The sequence below is a fragment of the Roseospira visakhapatnamensis genome (genome assembly GCF_014197915.1).
Taxonomy (GTDB): domain Bacteria; phylum Pseudomonadota; class Alphaproteobacteria; order Rhodospirillales; family Rhodospirillaceae; genus Rhodospira; species Rhodospira visakhapatnamensis.
Window position 1 is genome coordinate 1 of record NZ_JACIGK010000018.1, and the last position, 17,156, is coordinate 17,156.

A 17,156-nucleotide genomic window follows, 5' to 3' on the forward strand; every position below is an offset into this window, starting at 1 on the left:
CGCCGCGATTTGCTCTTCAAGCCACCTCACCCAGAGGGTGAATCACATCCCGAGTCCCGTGTCCAAGCCTTTCAGCTCAAAATGAGAACTGCTGCTCCGTCCCGACCTGCCAGCCGCCAAGTCATCGGGCGGAGGCCCGGTCAAGAATGGCCGCAGGCCACCGCGCGCAGCGCGGCGTGTTCTTGACGGGGCCGGATCCGATGACAGGCTGGCCAAGGTCGGACGGATGTATTGGCCGTTCCCGGTTGGCGGAACGGCAGGCATTCTTCGGCCGGTATGTTGGTGCCCAAGCTGAGCGGTGGCCCCATCCGCGTCTTCAATTCCACATGAAATGCCGAAGAACCAAATAATCTTGACAAGGTTACTCTGCCTGAATTGAGCGACAAAAATGAGAGCAGAAACCGCTTTGGTTCAGATTCGGTCGTACAATTACCTAAACCTACGGCTCTCCTTGTTGTTTCTGGCGGGCACGCGGGGCGAACCGTGACCGCTTCCACGTCTCGAGATCCTGGCGTCGCCAATAGCGCCGCCGCGAAATGAGGACCGGCTCCGGAAACTCGAGATCCGGTCGGTGCAGCCAGCGCCACAGGGTCATGTCGCTGATGCCGCCCAATTCGGCGCGGACGACGCGAGCCGGCACCAGTGCGGTGTCGGACAAAGGGGATGGGACGTCCTTCATGGGTCCTCTCTGATCGCGGTCACGAGGGATGACTTGGCTGATCATGAGGGGCCGCGTGCGAAACGGACACCTCCCCTTGCTACGCCGCATCCGCCCAGGTGTGCGCCCCTGGGCATTTGATCAGGACACAAGATCCGTTGCGCGGATCGGGTCGAGAGGTGGCGTGGAAGCCGCAGCGGCGGGCCTCTCCACCAGGGTCAGAACATGGCTCGCCCAGAGGCTCAGGGCCTCGCGGCGTTCCGTCAGGTATTCCGCGTGGTTGTAGACACCGGCGATACCGCCCCGCGCACCGCTGACGTGGTTCAGGGTGGCTTCGATCACATGGGGCGCGACACCGAGGGCATGCAGACCCGTCGCCACCGTGTGGCGGAGGCTGTGCCAGACCCACGGCGGCAGAGGCGGCAGGCCGTCGGCGGCCCGGGCTGCGGCGATCACCGCCCCTGCAGTATCTGTCGGTGACGTATACCGAGCGCCTGACCGACGCCGGTGTGAAACCGTCCGTCGGCAGCGTCGGCGACAGCACCGACAACGCCCTGGCCGAGACCCTCAATGGCCTCTACAAGGCCGAGGTCATCAATCCGCGCGACCCCTGGTCCGGCGTCGAGACCGTTGAGTTCGCCACCCTGCGATGGGAGGACTGGTTCAACCATCGGTGTCTACTGGGACCGATCGGAAACAGCCCGCCCGCCGAGGCCGAAGCCCGCTATCATGAGACCCTCCGGGAGACCACGATGGCGGCGGAGCACTCACACCAACCGGCCTCCGCCAAACCCGGGGCGGTTCAGTACCACGGGTCCCGACCCCGTCGGGCGGGTCACCGATTGGCGATGGACTCCTCGGCCTGGGTCACCAGATCGCGGACTCGGCCGTTTCAGAGCCCCTGCCCCCCCGTCACCGTGGACAGCAGCAGACGGAGCAGGGGGACGTGGTCCAGGCGCGCGCCGGCGGCGAACGGATCGTGGTCATGCCGCGCCAGCACCCGGGCCAGATGCCGCCCATGAATGGCCTGGCGCAGCAGCGGCCGGGCACGGCGATCCAGGCGGTCGCGCCGGGCGCCGGCTACCGTCAGCTCTGCCAAGGCCAACGCCGTCAGGGCCGCCACGCCGGCGCGAATGCCGACCCTGTCGCGATCGGCGCCGTTCAGCACCGCGTCGGCCGACACCCCGGCCCGCGCCAGGGCATCCAGTGGCAGCCGCACGCGTCCGCGCCGCAGCAGCACCGGGGTCGCCCGCGCCACGCCCAGGAGCAGCCAGGCGGTGCCCACATGGCGCAGCGCGGCGCGGGTCTCCCCATCCGACGGCATCACGCCCAACAGCAACCCGGCCAGATCCCACACCGAACCGCCGATGGCCCCGGCATGACGGCGGGCGGCGGCGCCATCGGCCGGCGGATCGGCGCCCAACGCCTCGCTCCAGCCATCCAGCAGGGAGTCCAGGAGCCGCCGACGCTCCCCCACGCTCGCCGCGTCGGGCGTCGCCAAGACCTCCCGGACCAGGGCCTCGGCCACCGGATTGCCGCTGGTGGCCGCCGCCTCCGGGTCGGCGGCGGCGATCACGTCGCGCCAGTAGCGCAACCGCATGGCGCCCAACAGCGGCTCGCTGACCGTCTCCGGAATCCGTGCCGCCTCCACGTTCAGGGCCAGCAGGGCGAACAGCGCCTCGCGCCGCGCGGGGGGCGCCATCATCACCAGCACGAAGCGATCGGGGTCCGCCTGCCGGACCACGGTCGCGGGGGGCGACAACCGTACCTGCGCCGTCCTGTCGATCATCGCCACGTGCCCGCGCCGATGCCCCTGGATCCCAGTCCGCCTGGAACCATCCACACCCGCGCGCGTTCATTTGAACAGGTCCACGCTTCACATCGAACCGGGACGGTCCTATGTACCGTGTGGCCCGGGCCAATCGTACTCTGACGTTCCTTCTTCACGACGAGGGTAATCATGGCGTTCGAACTTCCCCCCCTTCCCTACGACAAGACCGCCCTGGAGCCGCATATGTCGGCCCAGACGCTGGACTTTCATCACGGCAAGCACCACCAGACCTACGTCACCAACCTGAACAACCTGACCAAGGACTCCCCCATGGCCGACATGGCTCTGGAAGAGGTGATCCTGAAGGCCTGGTCCGACAAGAACACCGGCGTGTTCAACAACGCCGCGCAGGTCTGGAACCACACGTTCTTCTGGCATGGCATGAAGCCCGGCGGCGGCGGCGCTCCCACCGGCGCCATCGCCGAGCGCATCACCGCCGCCTTCGGCTCCTTCGACACGTTCAAGGACGAGTTCAAGTCGGCCGGCGCCACACAGTTCGGGTCGGGTTGGGCCTGGCTGGTACTGGACAAGGGCGACTTGAAGATCACCAAGACGCCCAACGCCGAGACACCCATGGTGCATGGCCAGACGGCGCTGCTGACCTGCGATGTGTGGGAGCATGCCTACTACCTGGACTTCCAGAACCGTCGGCCGGACTTCCTGACGACATTTCTGGATCACCTTGTGAACTGGGACTTCGTCAACGAGACCCTGGCCAAGGCCGCCTGACCGGCGGTGTCCATGGCGATCATCGTCGTTTGAACGGACAGGCTTGTCCCCGTGTTTCAGGTCGGCCCACGATGGAGCGTCTTGCGCATCACGCAAACCCCACCATCGTGTGGCCGCCGGAACCAGGAGATGAACCGGTGACCAGAAACGGGACCCCACGCGGGTCCCGTTGTCCGTTGGGGCGGCCGGGTGCGAACGCGGCGTTCCTCGTCACCGGGTGAGGGTCTAGAGCGCCGTCAGGGCCGCCGCGACGCGACGGTCCTCGACCAGCAGGACGTTCCAGGTGCGGCACCCGGCGCCGGTGTCCATGGGCTCGGGTACAATGCCGTGGTCCCGCAACACGCGACGCAGATCTGGCGGCACCTGAGTCATGGTCGCCCCGCAGCCGATGATCAGGATCTCGACCGCGTCGGCGACCGCCAGCACCGGGGCCAGACCCTCGGCGGTGAGGTCGCCGGACCACGGGACGATCTGGTCCGGCAGCAGGATCAGCGAGCCGGCATGCTGACGGCCCTGGATCCGGAACGCGCCGTCACCATACGCCTGGATCAGCGGCCGGTCGGCGGCCACCAGCGGGGTGATCTCCATCGGCTTCTCCGCACAAAAGACCGTCACGTGGGAACGCGAGCCCCCGGATCAACCCTCTCCCAAAATGCCCGCGTCAGCGTCGGGCGCCGCGACTGCCGCGTCCCTTGGGCTTACGCTTGCCCGCATTCCCAGCACGAGTGGTCGCGGACCGCGCCCCTGTGCCGCCGGACGGCGCCGAATCATCGCCGTCGTCCGCCTCGGGCTCGGGGGACGGGACGAAGCCGTCCGCCCCCTCGATCATCGGCGCGGCCGGCGTGTCGCTCCCGGAGGCCGCGCCCCCCGTCGCCTCCTCCTTCTCCGAGTCCTCGCCGGCGATCGCCTCCCGGCGGAGATCGAAGTAGACCAGGATCGGCACCGCGACATAGATCGTGGAGTAGGTGCCGATGATGATGCCGAAGGCCAACGCGGCACTGAAGTTGCGCAGCACCTCGCCACCGAAGGCCAGAAGCGCCACGACCGCCACCAGGGTCGTGATCGAGGTCAGAATGGTGCGCGACAAGGTCCTGTTGAGCGCCAGGTTGAGCAGATCCACGAGCGGCATGCGCTTGTACTTACGCAGTTTCTCGCGAACCCGGTCGTACACCACGACGGTATCGTTGATGGAGTATCCGGCCAGGGTCAGCAGCGCGGCCACCGTGGTCAGGTCGAATTCCAGACGCAGGACCGAGAACACCCCCAGCGTCACCACCACATCGTGGATCAGCGCCACCATGGCACCGATGGCGAACTGCCATTCAAAGCGGAACCAGATGTAGAGCACGATCGCCAGGATCGACAGCGACACCGCCCAGATGCCGGCCTCGATCAGTTCGCCCCCGACCTTGGGACCGACCAGTTCGACCCGGCGATAGTCCACGCCGGCATCCAGGACGCCCTGGATGGCCTCCAGCGCGGCGTTCTCCTGTTCCTCGGTGGTGTCGTCGGGCTGCTGCACGCGGATCATCACGTCCCGTGCGTCGTCGCCGATGTGGGTCAGCGACACGGCCCCCAGGCCCAGTGTATTGAGCCGGGCGCGCAGGTCGGCCATGTCCGGCTCCTCGGGCATCCGCGCTTCCACGAGGATGCCGCCGGAGAAGTCGATGCCGAAGTTCAGGTGCTGCACCGCCAGGGATGTGATCGCCCCCAGCACCAGCACCACGGACAGGATCAGCGCCGGCACGCGGCGCTTCATGAAGTCGATTTTGGTGTCGACCGGAATCAGATTGATCAGCGCGGGCATGGAGGGTGGTCCTCAGATCGGCAGAGCCTTGGCGCGGCTGCGACGCAGCCAGACGACGACCATCAGGCGGGTGACCATGACGGCGGTGAACATGGAGGCCAGGACGCCGATGCTCAGCGTCACCGCGAAGCCCTTGACCGGACCGGACCCGAAGTAGAACAGCAGCGCGGCGGCCACCAGGGTGGTCACATTGGCGTCCACGATGGCCTTGAAGGCTTGCCGGAAGCCGGTCTCGATGCAGTTCATCAAGGTGCGTCCGTTGCGGGCTTCCTCGCGCATGCGCTCGAAGATCAGCACGTTGGCGTCCACGGCCATGCCCATGGTGAGCACAATGCCGGCGATACCCGGCAGGGTCAGGGTGGCGCCCAGCAGGCTCAGGGCGCCCAGCAGCAGGAACAGGTTGAGCACCAGGGCCACCACCGCCATGGCGCCGAACAGGCCGTAGGTGGCCAACATAAAGACGATCACCAGCAGCAGCCCGAGCAGGCTGGCCAGCGCGCCGGCCTCGATGGAATCGGCCCCCAGGCCCGGTCCCACGGTGCGTTCCTCCAACACCGTCAGCGGCGCCGGCAGGGCACCCGCGCGCAGCAGCAGCGCCAGATCCTGGGTCTCCTGAACCGAGAAGCTGCCCGAGATGATGCCCGAGCCGCCCAGGATGGGTTCGCGAATGACCGGGGCGCTGATGACGGCGCCGTCGAGAACGATGGCCAGGTTCTGACCCACGGCGCCCTGGGTGACGCGCCCGAAGCGCTGGCCGCCGGCCGTGTCGAAGCGGAAGCTGACGACGGGCTGGTTGTCCTGGAAGTTGGGCTGGGCATCCACCAGGCGGTCGCCCGATACCTCGACCCGCTTGCGCACCGCGTAGCGGGGCGGACCGTCCGTGTTGTTCTCGGCCGCCGGCAGCACGGTGGTGCCCGGCGGCATCTGACCGGCGGCCAGATCCTCGGGCGAGACGCGCTCATCCAGCAGATGGAAGTTCAGCTTGGCGGTGCGGCCGATCAGCGCCTTGATGCGCTGCGGGTCGTCCACGCCGGGCAGTTCGACGATGATCCGGGAGTCGCCCTGACGCTGGATGGTGGGCTCGCGGGTGCCGGTCTCATCCACGCGGCGGCGCACGATCTCGATGGACTGCTCGACGGCCTGGGTGCGGCGCTCGATCAGCGCCTGCTCCTGGAAGGTCAGCGAGAAGCGTCCCTCGGCCCCCTCGGTCAGATCGGTTCCGCCGCTGTCCAGGCCCCGCAGCAGGCGCGCGGCCTCGGTGCGTTGCCCCGCGTCGGGAATGGTGACGACGGCGGCGCCGGCCTCCACCCCCAACCCCACATAGCGAATACGGGCCTCGCGCAGTTCGGCGCGGGCGCTCTCGACCAGCGCCTCCAGTTGCTCGCGCACCACGGCGTCGGTTTCGACCTCAAGCAGCAGGTACGACCCGCCCTGAAGGTCCAGGCCCAGGGTCACAGGTTGCCACCAGGAAGGCAGACCGTCGGCCTGACCGCGCAGCGCATTGGGCACGGAGAAGAAGAGCCCGGCCAGGCAAATGGCCAGGATCAGCCCGATTTTCCACTTAGCGAAGTACAGCATGGAGAACCCTTGTCATGAGCAGCCGACGGAGACCTCCGGTCAGGGGTCCAGACGTCTTGGGGAGGAGTCGGCCCCCAGGCCCGGCCCCACAATGCGTTCCTCCAGAACCCTCGGCGGCGCCGACAGGGCACCCGCCCGCAGCAGCAGCGCCAGGTCCTGGGCTTCCTGGGCCGAGAAGTCGCCCGAGACAATGCCTTGACCGCCCAGGATGGGCTCGCGAATGACCGGGGCGCTGATCACGGCGCCGTTCAGGACGACGGCAAGGCGCTTGCCGACGTTCGTTCGCGTCACCGCGCCGAACCGTGCGCGTCCCGCCTCGCCAAAACGAAGGGCGACAGCTTGTCGCGGACCCAGCGACCGCGCCCATATGTCAACACACCGGCATCGACGATCGTGTCACCCGAAATCGCCGCCGTCCGGCACACGGCAGAGCGGGATGGGGTGTCGAGACCGGCGTCCGACAGACGGGGCTCAGCGCGCCTTGTTACCGGAGAACAGGCCCTTGAGCTTCTCGGCGCCGCCGCCCTTGCCGGATCCCTGTCCGCCACCGTTGCCGCCGCCGTCGGCATCGTCGTTGTCGGCCTCCCCCTTGTGGGGCTTGCCACCGGACACCGGCTCGGTCTTCGACAGCACGTTGGCGATCATGTCGCGCATCACCCGCACGCGGACGCCGTCGGCGATTTCCACCTGAAGCTCGCTGTCGGTGGCCACCTTGGTGACGGTACCGATCAGGCCGCCGTTGGTGACCACCCGGTCGCCGCGCCGGACGGCCTCCAGCATGGCCTTGTGCTCCTTCATCCGCCGCTGCTGCGGCCGGATGAGCAGGAAGTAGAAGATCACGAAGATCAGAATCAGGGGCAGAAAGGCGCCCAGGCTTTCGGTGAAGCCGCCGGGCTGGGCGGCGGCCTGGGCATAAGCGGGGCTGATGAGCATCCGCGCTCTCCTTGCATGGGGGCGGGGGCGACGGATGGCCGATCCGACCGACGGATCGATCCGATCAAGCCCCCAGGGTGATCGGTGGCGGGACTATAGCGGCCCGCGCCCCCGATGCAAACGCGACGACACCAGATCGCGCCCCTGAGCCGGTGGCCTTGCTCCGGTGGCTCCGATTGCCGGCGCCGGGCGCCGTGGTAAGGTGCGCGTCCTTTGTCCGTCAACAGCGAAAAGACCCGCACCGCCATGGCCGACCTGGAGCACATCGCCCACAGCCTCGCCCGCATCGCCGACAGCCTGGAGCGGCTGGCGCCGCCCCCGCCGCCGGTCACGGACATGACGACGGCCGATGCCTTCGTCTGGCACGCCGATCCGGCGTGGCTGGAGCCGGTGCCCGTGGTCAACCGGGTGCCCCTGGACCTGCTCCAGGGCATTGACCGCCAGATCGCCGTGCTGACGGAGAACACGCGCCGCTTCGCCCATGGCCTGCCGGCCAACAACGCGCTGCTGTGGGGGGCGCGCGGCACCGGGAAAAGCTCCCTGGTCAAGGCCGTGCACGCCGCCGTGGCCATCGAGACTCCAGAGGCACGGCTGGCCCTGGTGGAGATCCATCGCGAGGACATTCCCACCCTGCCCCGCCTGCTGGCGCGGCTGCGGACCTGCGGCCGCCGGTGCCTGCTGTTCTGCGACGACCTGTCGTTCGACGGGGACGACACCAGCTACAAGTCGCTCAAGGCGCTGCTGGAGGGCGGCATCGAGGGACGCCCCGACACGGTGCTGTTCTACGCCACCTCCAACCGCCGTCACCTGCTGGCCCGTGAGATGGTGGAGAACGAACAGTCCACGGCGCTGCATGCCGGCGAGGCGGTGGAGGAAAAGGTTTCCCTGTCCGATCGCTTCGGCCTGTGGCTCGGCTTTCACAACGTGGATCAGGCCACGTTCCTGGAGATCGTGCGCGCCTATGCCCGGCGGCACGGCCTGACCATCGACGACGACACCCTGCGGACCGAGGCGCTGCAGTGGGCGACGACGCGCGGCAGCCGCTCCGGCCGCGTCGCCTGGCAGTTCATTCAGGACCTGGCCGGGCGCCTGGGACAGCGCCTGACGTAAACGCCCGCGCCAGGGGCGGCCCTCATCATGTCGACGGCCGCATGAAGGTCCACACCGCCCGCGCCCCCGGTTCGTTCAGGGCCGCGCGCAACGCCGCCACGGCCCGGGGATCGAATCGACGCCCGCTGTCGGCCTGCAACGCCTGTTCCACCTCCGCCAGGGTGAGACCCGGACGGAAGGCACGCGGGCTCACCAGGGCGACGAAACTGTTGGCCAGGGCCGTGGCCTGCGCGGTGGGCAGGATCTCCGCCCCCGACAGGCCGCGCGGACGGCCGCTGCCGTCCACCCACTCGTTGATCTGTCGCAGGGTTTCCAGGACAGGACCTTCGAACTCGATGTCCCGCAGGATCTCCGGGCCGCTGTCCATGGCCGCGCGCACCTGGGCCATTTCCTCGGCGGTCAACGGACCGGTCTTGGTCAGCAGGGCGCGCGGCACGCGAATCTTGCCGATGTTCACCAGACGCGCCGCCTGATGGGTGGTTTCCACCATCGAGGGGTCCAGCCCCATGTGCTCGGCGATGATCCGCGCCGTCAGGGCCACGTCGCGCGACTGGTTGGCCGAGTCGGGATCGCGTTCATCCACCAGGCCGACCAGGGCGTCGATCAGGCGGTCGGTGTTGCGTTCGCGGCGGCGCCGCTCCCGGACCAGCGTGCTCAGGTCCTCCACCGTGGTCAGGACCCGCTGGGGCTCCCCCGGCAGCGAGTCGAGCGGCAGGGCGTGCGTGCGCCACACCTGCTCGGCGCCGTGCTCGTCGGCGAACACCAGGGTGTCGGAGCGCGGCTTGCCGGTGTCCAGCACCGCGCGACCGATGGCGTCGAAGGCCGCGCCCTTGTCCTCGCCCAGGACCCTCGTCACGAAGCGGCCGGGCATGTCCGCCCGAGACTGCCCCACCAGGTCGGCGGCGGCACGGTTCACAAAGGTGATGGGGCCGTCGGGCTCGCTCACGAACACCGGATTCGGCTGCGCGTTCAGGACCGTGTCCATGAAGATGGACAGCGACTGGTGGCGGTCGGCGGTGCGGCGGAGCATGTCGGCCGCGCGGCGCACCCGTTCCGACGAGCAGAACCGCCAGGCCGCCACCAACGCCATGCCGATGGCGACCAGATACACCGTCATCGCGGCGATGAGCACGCGCCAGCGGGTGGTGCCGGCGGCCATCGCCTCGCTCCGATCCACCGAGTGCACCAGGACCCAGGGCGTGTCCGGCAGCGGTCGGCTGACGGCGATCACCCGACGGCCGCTGTGGTCCAGCCCTTCATGGGATGTCCCGGGCGCCGCCAGCGCCCGGGACTCCACCGAGCCGATCCCCCGGCCATCGGGGCCGGGGTTGGACACCACGCGCGCTTCCTCCTTGGCCGAGAGGATCCGGATCCAGTCCTCCCGCGTGCGGATCAGGGTGGTGCGCTCCGACGACCAGGCGGTCGGACGGCCACGGATCAGTTTCATCAGGTCCACGGCCCGCGCCGGCCCCAGATGGACCTCGGCCGGCGCGTCGTCCATCCACGACCGCACGGCGGCCAGACGCTCGTCGGCCACGATGTCCAGGCGCTCCTGGGTCAGGCGCAGGTCGCGGTTGCGCTCCGTCACGGCGAACACGATCACGCCGGCCAGGCCCACGGTCATCAACGCGAGGATGATCATCAGCGCCACCAGGCGCTGGTGTCGACCCAGGCGGTTGGCCGTATCGTAAGGGTCGGGCGACCCGTTCTCGCCCAGAACTCGCATCCATCTTTCCCCCGCTGCTGTCGCCCCGCCCGGGGGGGGCGACCATCCCGGTTCCGTGATCGAGTCGCAATCCCGATCCTGTCTGATACCAGCGGCGGATGAGTGGGACTCATCCGCCGGGCGGCACCGGCCACAGACTGCAACGGTCATTCTCAATGACCGTTGGCATGACACGCACCCTTCGCCGGCACGCTGATCGCCCCAAGGTCAGCGTTGTCCTCGTCCCGAGTCCAGCCCCACATGTCCATCGTCCGGTTTTGCGAACGAAAGACGCGGTCTCGGGCGATCTCCCGGCGCCCGTCCGGACCGTCGGAAGACCCGCACCATGATGAGGTCAGACTCCGCGTCAGACTACCGCATAGAGTGTCTTCGCTGTAAACCGAACGAAGACCTGGGCCATGTCGAGACGACCGTCACGGTGCCGTCGTGACGAGCGGAGCCCAGGCAAGACTGTGGCAAAGCGCGCATGCCCAAAAGACCCGGGATTCTCCATGGAGAGTCCATGGTCGCCCAAGGCGGTCACGTCACGGGCGCGCAGGATCGTAAACTTGACATCAATTTTACGCTCTATAGAGTCAAAAAAGTCGGCTGTTACCACTTGCTGGTGTCCGTGGTGCATGGTCAGATGCGTCGGAAACGGGATGCCTTTTCCAATGAATAGAGGTTTTTATATATAGAACAGGTTATTAGAGCGATGTATTAAGATACGATATGAACCCGTGATGGGGGAGCGTCCGGCGCAATCCGAGAGCGCCCGGCTCGCCTCAGGAAGGCCCCGCCCCGGCACGCGAGATCGCGTTCGGGTCGCCTTCAGGACGAACCGACGCTCATCCGGCCAGCTTGGCGGACCGATAGAAGCATCAGGGAACCGACGGAAGCGCAAGGAACCGAGGGAACAGACGACACGGGATCCGACCCACACCACCCGGCTGGAGTGCGCGTCATGATGGAGACCCCGACTCGCCATGACCGGATGATGGCGCCTCCCTCCCAGCGGCGTCCGGCCTTTGGCCGGCGTCTGTGCGGATCGCGCGAGACCCGGACTCAGGCCAAAACCAGGGCCGAAGCCAAGCACGAGGTGCGCACCTTCGCCCGGACCCTGGCCGAGGCCAGCCAGCGGGAGCACCGCGCCCGCCGCATGGCACGCCTGATCACCCTTGGCGCCGTGGCCATTGCCATCGCCCTGGGCGGTCCCGCCGTTCAAACCCTGGTGAAGACGCTCCAAGCCCAGAAGGACGGGTTCACCGTCGAGGCGGTGGCCGGCTTCGTTACCGCCGCCGGGGGACTGAACCCGCGCGACGATCGGGCGCACTGACATCGGCGAACCCTGGTCATGGACCGCGGGCGTCCCGCCCCCCACTCCCCCGCCCGGCCCATCCTCACGGTGCCGTGCCTTGGCCGGCCGCCACGACACGCCGATCGTGTTCCCGATTGGCGGCGGACCACGGCATGGTGTACATGTCGCGGGCATCATGATCCGACCGTACCCGTGCCGCCGAGGGGGCCATGCCCGACACATCCGCGCTCCGAAACCCCGTTTTCGTGGCCGTCGATACCCTTGACCTGGCCGAGGCCCGGGCGTGGTCCGCCGCCCTCACGGGCGTGGTCGGCGGCATCAAGCTCGGCCTGACGTTCTTTTCCGCGCACGGCGCGGCGGGTGTCCGCGCGGTGATGGGGGTGGATGCCCCGCCCCTGTTCCTGGACCTGAAGTTCCACGACATCCCCAACACCGTCGCCGGCGCGGTGCGCGCGGTGGCCCCCCTGGCGCCCGCCATCATCAACGTGCACGCGACCGGTGGCCGGGCGATGATGCGGGCGGCCCTGGACGCGGCCGGCGACGAGGCCGCCCGCCTCCATCTGCCGACCCCCAAGGTGATCGCCGTGACGGTGCTGACCAGCCTGGACGACCCGGACCTGGAAGCGACCGGGGTCGCGCCGCCGGTGCTCTCCCAGGTGCGCCGCCTGGCCGCGCTGAGCGTCGACGCCGGCCTGGACGGCGTGGTCTGTTCGCCGCGCGAGGTGGCCGTCCTGCGCGCCGACCTGGGCACCGCCCCCCTGCTGGTGACCCCCGGCGTGCGCCCCGACACCGCCCTCGCCCAGGATCAGAAACGGATCACCACGCCCGCCCAGGCGCTCCGATCCGGCGCCTCCCACCTGGTCATCGGTCGTCCCATCACCGGGGCCGCCGATCCCGCCGACGCGGCGCGCCGCATCCTCGCCGATCTCGAGTCGCGGCCCTAATCGACACCCCAAGCAAGGACCGCCCACCATGACCGCGGATCGTCCGCCCGTGGAGATCAAGATTTGCGGCCTGACGGACGTAGAAGCCGTGGACGCCGCCGTCGCCGCCGGCGCCGACTGGCTGGGCGCGGTGTTCTTCCCGCCCTCGCCCCGCTCGGTGGACGCCGCCTGGGCCGCCGAGATGTTCGATGCCCTGCCGGACGACGTCGGCACGGTGGGGTTGTTCGTGGATCCCGACGATGCCGTCCTGGACGCGGTGCTGAACCATGTGCGGCTGGATCTGATCCAGCTTCATGGGCGGGAAACGCCGGCCCGGGTGGACAGCATCCGCCTGGACTTCGGACGGCCGGTCATGAAGGCCGTCGGTGTCGCCGGGACCATGGACCTGGACACGGCCATGCTCTATGCCGATCATGCCGACCGGCTGCTTCTGGATGCCAAGCCACCGCCCGGCGCCGACCGGCCGGGCGGGCATGCCATGCCGTTCGATTGGTCGGTCTTGGGCGAATGGCGGGCGCCCCTGCCCTGGATGCTGGCCGGTGGCTTGACTCCGGACACGGTCACCGAAGCCCTCCGTGTCACCGGTGCGCCCGGCGTGGACGTCTCCTCGGGCGTCGAACGCACCCGGGGCGTCAAGGATCCTCTCTTGATCGACCGCTTCTGCGCCGCCGTGCGCGCCGCGGAGGGACGTTGACCGCCATGCAGAGACCATCTTACCGTGAGCATCCTCACCGCGAGCTTCTCTTGCGGGAGCTGCACGCCCGCCCCTCGGAGCCGCTCCAGGCGCCGCTGCGCCTCAGCCAGATGGCGGTGCTGTCCGGGGAGAAGCCCGAGCATGTCGACGGCGACCGGGAGCATCTGGCGCGCCTGTGCGCCCGCAAGGGGGGCTCGGCGCCGGCCGAGGACGCCAAGCACCATGTGACGTCCTTCGGGGGCCTGTTCCTGAAATGGGAGCGGCATACGGAGTTCTGCAGCTACACCTTCTATCGCCGGGCACATTTCAACGCCCCCTTCGCCGACCCGGTCATCGAGGAGGTGCCCCAGGACTGGCTTGCGGACCTGCCTGGCCTGGTGCTGTCGGCGCTGCACATCGCCATCCTGCCCCGTGATCTGGAGATGCCGGACGTCGAGGACATCTCGCTCCGCCATTTCGAGGGCAATCCGGTGGTGGGCAACCTGGTGGCCGGGGGCAAGGCCCGGGTGTGGGCGGACTTCCGCATGCACACCGACCACTTCACCCGCTTCCTGGTGCAGGACAACGGCCTCGACCGGCGCCATGCCGGCCGCACGGTCCAGCGCCTGATCGAAATGAACACGTACCGCGCGCTGGCCTTGATGGCCTTGCCCATCGCCCAGGAGATCAGCCCGCGCCTGCGGACCATCGACGAGGGGTTGGCGGACATCAGCGCCCGCATGGCCGACACCGATGATCAGACCTCCGACGCGGACCTGCTGGGCCGCCTGTCCCAGTTGTCCGCCGACATCGAGAGCCTGGCGGCCCGCACCAGCTACCGCTTCGCCGCCACCCGGGCCTACTACGGCCTGGTCCAGCAACGCCTCCAGGATCTGCGGATGAGCCGCATGGACGGCCTGTTGACCCTGGACGGCTTCCTGGCCCGGCGCCTGGGTCCGGCCATGGCGACCTGCGAGTCCGCCGCCGAGCGCCAGGAAGCGCTGGCGCAGCGCGCGACCCGCGTGGGCAGCCTGTTGCGCGCCCGGGTCGAGGTGGGGCTGGAACACCAGAACCGCGACCTCCTGGACAGCATGAACGAGCGCGCCAAGGTGCAGCTCAAGCTTCAGGAAACGGTCGAAGGACTGTCGGTGGTGGCGATCAGCTACTACGCCATCGGCCTGGCCGGATACGTCTTCAAGGCCGCCGAGAAGTCCATCAGCCTGTTCGACGCCACGGTGGCCACGGGCATCACCGCCCCCCTCATCGTCGCCCTGGTGTGGTACGGCCTGCGCCGGGCCAAGCGCGCGGTCGTGACCCGGCGATCCTAGTGCACTGATCCAGACAAAAGACGCAGTCCGCATTCTTATATCTGGATCGAAAGCGCACTAAAGACAATGTGTTATGCAGCGACATTTGCATTCAAGGGGAATCCCTTGACGGTATCACCCGTCGCACAACATTTTGTGGGTGGGGATTATGTGGGTAAGGGCACACCACCGCGCCCACGCCGCTATCGACCAACCGTCAATCGGTCAAAATACAGTATCATCAAGGCGTTGCGCGTTGATCCGGATAATTGACGGAAGCGTGCGTGTCGACGGTGCGTGACGGAGTTCCGTGCGGTGCCCCAAAGGCGCACGCCATGCGCGTTTTACATTGCAGGAATGCGGGCGCCTTCCTACCACGATGTTCCCGGGTATACTAGATAGTACCATAGAAAATTTAAAACAGGGGTGTGTCTGTTGTCAGAAAAACACCCTATGCCTGTTGTCTCTCAGGCCGCCATGGGTCCGACCGGCAGACGGACGGTTGAGCGTCGTAAGCCTGCCATGTCTCCGCACATCAAGGAGGGAGAGGACATGTGGCCCCATCTCAAAGACGCCAATGCCGCGCCGTCCTCCGGTGCGGCCTCGGCCGACGGTGCCGTTCCGAACCAGCCGGTCACACCACCACCGGCACAGGACGGTCCCTCGCCCGCCGTCACGGCACCCGCCGCCAATGACGATGATCACCCGACGCCGGCCGCCGAACGGAAAGGCCAACGGTGGTGGCTCCGCCTGCCCCATCGGCTGATGGGCGCCATCCTGGCCTGGCGGGAGCGGCAAATCCTCAAGGAGGACCTTCGCGCGCTGGATCGGCACCAACTGGCCGACATTGGTCTCACCCCGGAGGACATCCCGGCCGTCGTCGACGGCCGTTACCGGCGCCACGGCGACGGGCCGTCGTAACGGCGTGTCATGGCGCGGTATCCCGGCACGACGCGGCCGGGCGGTCAGGCTCCGATGGCCAACACCTCCTGCTCGACCTGGGCACGGCGGCCATCCAGTCCGGCATGCCCGAACAGCTCGGCCGCATGCCGCAGGGATTTGAGCGCCCGCTTCGGCGTGGTGCGGGCCTCCAGGCGTCCCGCCTCCAGCAAGGCTTCCGCCTCGCCGGCGAGGTTTCCGGCCTCCCCGTTCAGGCGCGCGGCCTGGATGAACGCCTGACGGGCATCGTCCAGGTCCCCCATGGCCTTCAGCACGCGGCCGATGTCCATGCGGGTAGCGGCCTCGTCAAGATGATCTCCATTCATGGTGTACAGGTCCACGGCCCGCTCCAGCGCGGCGTGGGCGTCGTCCAGGCGTCCGGCCTCCCGCAGGACGGCGGCCATGGCCGACAGGGCGGTCGCCTCATGCAGGCCGTGTCCGGCCTCCTCGTACAGGCGGCGGGCACGGTCCAGGCTTTCCAACGCCCGGTCGCCCCGTCCGGCCTCCAGGTCCATGCGGCCGATACGCATGCGCGCGCGGGCCTCGGCGAACAGGTTGCCGGCGGCGGTCGCGCGGCTCAACGCCGCCGACGCATGCTCCCTGGCGGCGCGCGTTTCCCCGAGGAGATGCAGGGCCTCGGACACCGAGACCTCGGCCGCGGCCCGGTCGCTGTCGTCGGCGTCATCGGTGAACAACGCCAGGGCCTCCAGGAAGGCATCCCGCGCCCGTGCCGTGCGCCCCTGACACAGGTCCAGATCGCCGCGCCGCATCAGCGCCATGGCCTCGCCGTCCCGGTCTCCCGCTTTCTGGAAGAAGTAGCGGGCGCGGGCAAATGCCTCAAGCGCCTGCTGAAACTCGGATCGGGCAACGTGGCGTTCGGCCTCCAGCAACGCCTGATCGGCCTGAGTCTTGGGCATGCTCCACCCTCCCTCGTGCGAGCGGTCCCGGACTCAGCCGGCGATTCCGCCCGCCCCCCGATGATTGGCCGCGAAACCGGCCATGGACCGACGTGACGGTCTCATGACGCCCACTGTATGACCGTCAGGCACACGCGACAATGAAAACTCGATCGGCGTCGCTCTACCCTTTTATCGGGCTCATCATGAATCGACGCTCTTTTGGGTTTTTCTCGTTGACCTTCGGTCGTGACCCGAGGGACAGTTCGTTTCGAAAGCGGTCCATAGGCCGGATGGCAACCACTCAAGGGTGGCGCGCGCCGCCCGGTTCACCCCATCCCCGACCGGCCCGCTGGATCCAGGCAAACGACCCTTCGGAGGATAGTCCATGACCAAGCGTTTCGTTGCGACCCTCGCCGGTTGCATGATGTTGGCCATCGCCCCAGCCTTCGCTGGCGAGCCGGGACCGACGCTGCTGGCCGCGAATCCGGGAGTATCCCTGGGGACCGGCCTGAACGGCGCCGCCGCGCCGATGTCCTCGGGCGGAACTCTCCTGATCAGCGACACCAAGGAGATGGCCTGCGAAACCGACGCCGACTGCGCCTCGGCCGGCGATCACATGAAGTGCGACCATAACGTCTGCGTAAAGGCGGAGTAGCGGGACGGGGTGCCTCCCATGCCCCTCTCCGCGCCTTTTGTTCGCGGATCGAAAAGACTCGCGGATTGAA

Annotated in this window: 17 protein-coding genes and 2 pseudogenes; 9 read left to right on the forward strand and 10 right to left on the reverse strand. The window is 68.2% G+C overall.

The annotated features are described in order from the left end of the window. Nucleotides 1–439: 439 nt before the first annotated feature. A complete protein-coding gene (locus GGD89_RS12140; protein WP_184045604.1) occupies nucleotides 440–679 on the reverse strand; it encodes a helix-turn-helix transcriptional regulator in 240 nt (79 codons plus the stop codon). Nucleotides 680–799: 120 nt separating this feature from the next. After that, complete coding sequence (locus GGD89_RS12145) at nucleotides 800–1,114, reverse strand: site-specific integrase (protein ID WP_184045607.1); 315 nt, start codon at nucleotides 1,112–1,114, stop codon at nucleotides 800–802. A gap of 8 nt (nucleotides 1,115–1,122) precedes the next feature. On the opposite strand from GGD89_RS12145, the pseudogene GGD89_RS12150 reads away from it, so the two are divergent. After that, nucleotides 1,123–1,419 (forward strand): annotated as a pseudogene (locus tag GGD89_RS12150) (integrase core domain-containing protein); the annotation flags it as partial. 131 nt (nucleotides 1,420–1,550) lie between these two features. Here the strand turns inward: GGD89_RS12150 and GGD89_RS12155 are convergent. Continuing rightward, entirely contained in the window at nucleotides 1,551–2,447 is an 897-nt protein-coding gene (locus GGD89_RS12155) for a squalene/phytoene synthase family protein (protein ID WP_184045609.1), read from the reverse strand. A gap of 171 nt (nucleotides 2,448–2,618) precedes the next feature. On the opposite strand from GGD89_RS12155, the gene GGD89_RS12160 reads away from it, so the two are divergent. Then, nucleotides 2,619–3,218 (forward strand): superoxide dismutase, encoded by a 600-nt coding sequence (locus GGD89_RS12160; protein ID WP_184045611.1) that lies wholly within the window; start codon nucleotides 2,619–2,621, stop codon nucleotides 3,216–3,218. Nucleotides 3,219–3,443: 225 nt separating this feature from the next. On the opposite strand, the gene GGD89_RS12165 is transcribed toward GGD89_RS12160, so the two are convergent. The 5 genes and pseudogenes from GGD89_RS12165 to yajC form a co-directional block, all read right to left on the reverse strand. Then, nucleotides 3,444–3,806, reverse strand: coding sequence for an Mth938-like domain-containing protein (locus GGD89_RS12165; protein ID WP_184045613.1), 363 nt, complete (start codon nucleotides 3,804–3,806; stop codon nucleotides 3,444–3,446). Between the two features lie 73 nt (nucleotides 3,807–3,879). Further along, the gene (gene secF, locus GGD89_RS12170; RefSeq protein WP_184045615.1) at nucleotides 3,880–5,025 is read right to left on the reverse strand and encodes a protein translocase subunit SecF; all 1,146 of its coding nucleotides are present in this window, start codon (nucleotides 5,023–5,025) and stop codon (nucleotides 3,880–3,882) included. A gap of 12 nt (nucleotides 5,026–5,037) precedes the next feature. Beyond that, the gene (secD, locus tag GGD89_RS12175) at nucleotides 5,038–6,603 is read right to left on the reverse strand and encodes a protein translocase subunit SecD (RefSeq protein WP_184045617.1); all 1,566 of its coding nucleotides are present in this window, start codon (nucleotides 6,601–6,603) and stop codon (nucleotides 5,038–5,040) included. Between the two features lie 63 nt (nucleotides 6,604–6,666). Further along, nucleotides 6,667–6,948: pseudogene (locus tag GGD89_RS12180) on the reverse strand (SecDF P1 head subdomain-containing protein); the annotation flags it as partial. Nucleotides 6,949–7,074: 126 nt separating this feature from the next. Beyond that, complete coding sequence (yajC, locus tag GGD89_RS12185) at nucleotides 7,075–7,536, reverse strand: preprotein translocase subunit YajC (RefSeq protein WP_184045619.1); 462 nt, start codon at nucleotides 7,534–7,536, stop codon at nucleotides 7,075–7,077. 246 nt (nucleotides 7,537–7,782) lie between these two features. Between yajC and GGD89_RS12190 the strand changes: the two genes are divergently transcribed. Further along, nucleotides 7,783–8,646 (forward strand): ATP-binding protein, encoded by an 864-nt coding sequence (locus tag GGD89_RS12190; RefSeq protein ID WP_184045762.1) that lies wholly within the window; start codon nucleotides 7,783–7,785, stop codon nucleotides 8,644–8,646. A gap of 25 nt (nucleotides 8,647–8,671) precedes the next feature. Here GGD89_RS12190 and GGD89_RS12195 read toward each other — a convergent pair whose 3' ends face one another. Beyond that, nucleotides 8,672–10,372: an HD-GYP domain-containing protein gene (locus tag GGD89_RS12195; RefSeq protein WP_184045621.1), complete on the reverse strand. Its 1,701-nt coding sequence runs from the start codon at nucleotides 10,370–10,372 to the stop codon at nucleotides 8,672–8,674. A gap of 943 nt (nucleotides 10,373–11,315) precedes the next feature. On the opposite strand from GGD89_RS12195, the gene GGD89_RS12200 reads away from it, so the two are divergent. From GGD89_RS12200 to GGD89_RS12220, 5 genes are all read left to right on the forward strand, one after another. Beyond that, nucleotides 11,316–11,687: a hypothetical protein gene (locus GGD89_RS12200; protein ID WP_184045623.1), complete on the forward strand. Its 372-nt coding sequence runs from the start codon at nucleotides 11,316–11,318 to the stop codon at nucleotides 11,685–11,687. A gap of 191 nt (nucleotides 11,688–11,878) precedes the next feature. After that, on the forward strand, nucleotides 11,879–12,613 hold the full coding sequence (gene pyrF, locus GGD89_RS12205) for an orotidine-5'-phosphate decarboxylase (protein ID WP_184045625.1): 735 nt from the start codon (nucleotides 11,879–11,881) through the stop codon (nucleotides 12,611–12,613). 28 nt (nucleotides 12,614–12,641) lie between these two features. Beyond that, entirely contained in the window at nucleotides 12,642–13,307 is a 666-nt protein-coding gene (locus GGD89_RS12210; protein WP_184045627.1) for a phosphoribosylanthranilate isomerase, read from the forward strand. A gap of 5 nt (nucleotides 13,308–13,312) precedes the next feature. Next, nucleotides 13,313–14,614: a DUF3422 family protein gene (locus GGD89_RS12215; RefSeq protein WP_184045629.1), complete on the forward strand. Its 1,302-nt coding sequence runs from the start codon at nucleotides 13,313–13,315 to the stop codon at nucleotides 14,612–14,614. 531 nt (nucleotides 14,615–15,145) lie between these two features. Continuing rightward, a complete protein-coding gene (locus tag GGD89_RS12220) occupies nucleotides 15,146–15,514 on the forward strand; it encodes a DUF1127 domain-containing protein (RefSeq protein ID WP_184045631.1) in 369 nt (122 codons plus the stop codon). Between the two features lie 44 nt (nucleotides 15,515–15,558). Here GGD89_RS12220 and GGD89_RS12225 read toward each other — a convergent pair whose 3' ends face one another. Continuing rightward, nucleotides 15,559–16,449: a tetratricopeptide repeat protein gene (locus GGD89_RS12225; protein ID WP_184045633.1), complete on the reverse strand. Its 891-nt coding sequence runs from the start codon at nucleotides 16,447–16,449 to the stop codon at nucleotides 15,559–15,561. A gap of 367 nt (nucleotides 16,450–16,816) precedes the next feature. Between GGD89_RS12225 and GGD89_RS12230 the strand changes: the two genes are divergently transcribed. Further along, the gene (locus tag GGD89_RS12230; protein WP_184045635.1) at nucleotides 16,817–17,086 is read left to right on the forward strand and encodes a hypothetical protein; all 270 of its coding nucleotides are present in this window, start codon (nucleotides 16,817–16,819) and stop codon (nucleotides 17,084–17,086) included. The last annotated feature ends 70 nt before the right edge of the window (nucleotides 17,087–17,156 follow it).

Coding starts and splice junctions, on each gene's coding strand:
- GGD89_RS12140 (WP_184045604.1), bottom strand. CDS start 679: ATGAAGGACGTCCCATCCCCTTTGTCCGACACCGCACTGGTGCCGGCT.
- GGD89_RS12155 (WP_184045609.1), bottom strand. CDS start 2,447: ATGATCGACAGGACGGCGCAGGTACGGTTGTCGCCCCCCGCGACCGTG.
- GGD89_RS12160 (WP_184045611.1), top strand. CDS start 2,619: ATGGCGTTCGAACTTCCCCCCCTTCCCTACGACAAGACCGCCCTGGAG.
- GGD89_RS12165 (WP_184045613.1), bottom strand. CDS start 3,806: ATGGAGATCACCCCGCTGGTGGCCGCCGACCGGCCGCTGATCCAGGCG.
- secF (WP_184045615.1), bottom strand. CDS start 5,025: ATGCCCGCGCTGATCAATCTGATTCCGGTCGACACCAAAATCGACTTC.
- secD (WP_184045617.1), bottom strand. CDS start 6,603: ATGCTGTACTTCGCTAAGTGGAAAATCGGGCTGATCCTGGCCATTTGC.
- yajC (WP_184045619.1), bottom strand. CDS start 7,536: ATGCTCATCAGCCCCGCTTATGCCCAGGCCGCCGCCCAGCCCGGCGGC.
- GGD89_RS12190 (WP_184045762.1), top strand. CDS start 7,783: ATGGCCGACCTGGAGCACATCGCCCACAGCCTCGCCCGCATCGCCGAC.
- GGD89_RS12195 (WP_184045621.1), bottom strand. CDS start 10,372: ATGCGAGTTCTGGGCGAGAACGGGTCGCCCGACCCTTACGATACGGCC.
- GGD89_RS12200 (WP_184045623.1), top strand. CDS start 11,316: ATGATGGAGACCCCGACTCGCCATGACCGGATGATGGCGCCTCCCTCC.
- pyrF (WP_184045625.1), top strand. CDS start 11,879: ATGCCCGACACATCCGCGCTCCGAAACCCCGTTTTCGTGGCCGTCGAT.
- GGD89_RS12210 (WP_184045627.1), top strand. CDS start 12,642: ATGACCGCGGATCGTCCGCCCGTGGAGATCAAGATTTGCGGCCTGACG.
- GGD89_RS12215 (WP_184045629.1), top strand. CDS start 13,313: ATGCAGAGACCATCTTACCGTGAGCATCCTCACCGCGAGCTTCTCTTG.
- GGD89_RS12220 (WP_184045631.1), top strand. CDS start 15,146: ATGTGGCCCCATCTCAAAGACGCCAATGCCGCGCCGTCCTCCGGTGCG.
- GGD89_RS12225 (WP_184045633.1), bottom strand. CDS start 16,449: ATGCCCAAGACTCAGGCCGATCAGGCGTTGCTGGAGGCCGAACGCCAC.
- GGD89_RS12230 (WP_184045635.1), top strand. CDS start 16,817: ATGACCAAGCGTTTCGTTGCGACCCTCGCCGGTTGCATGATGTTGGCC.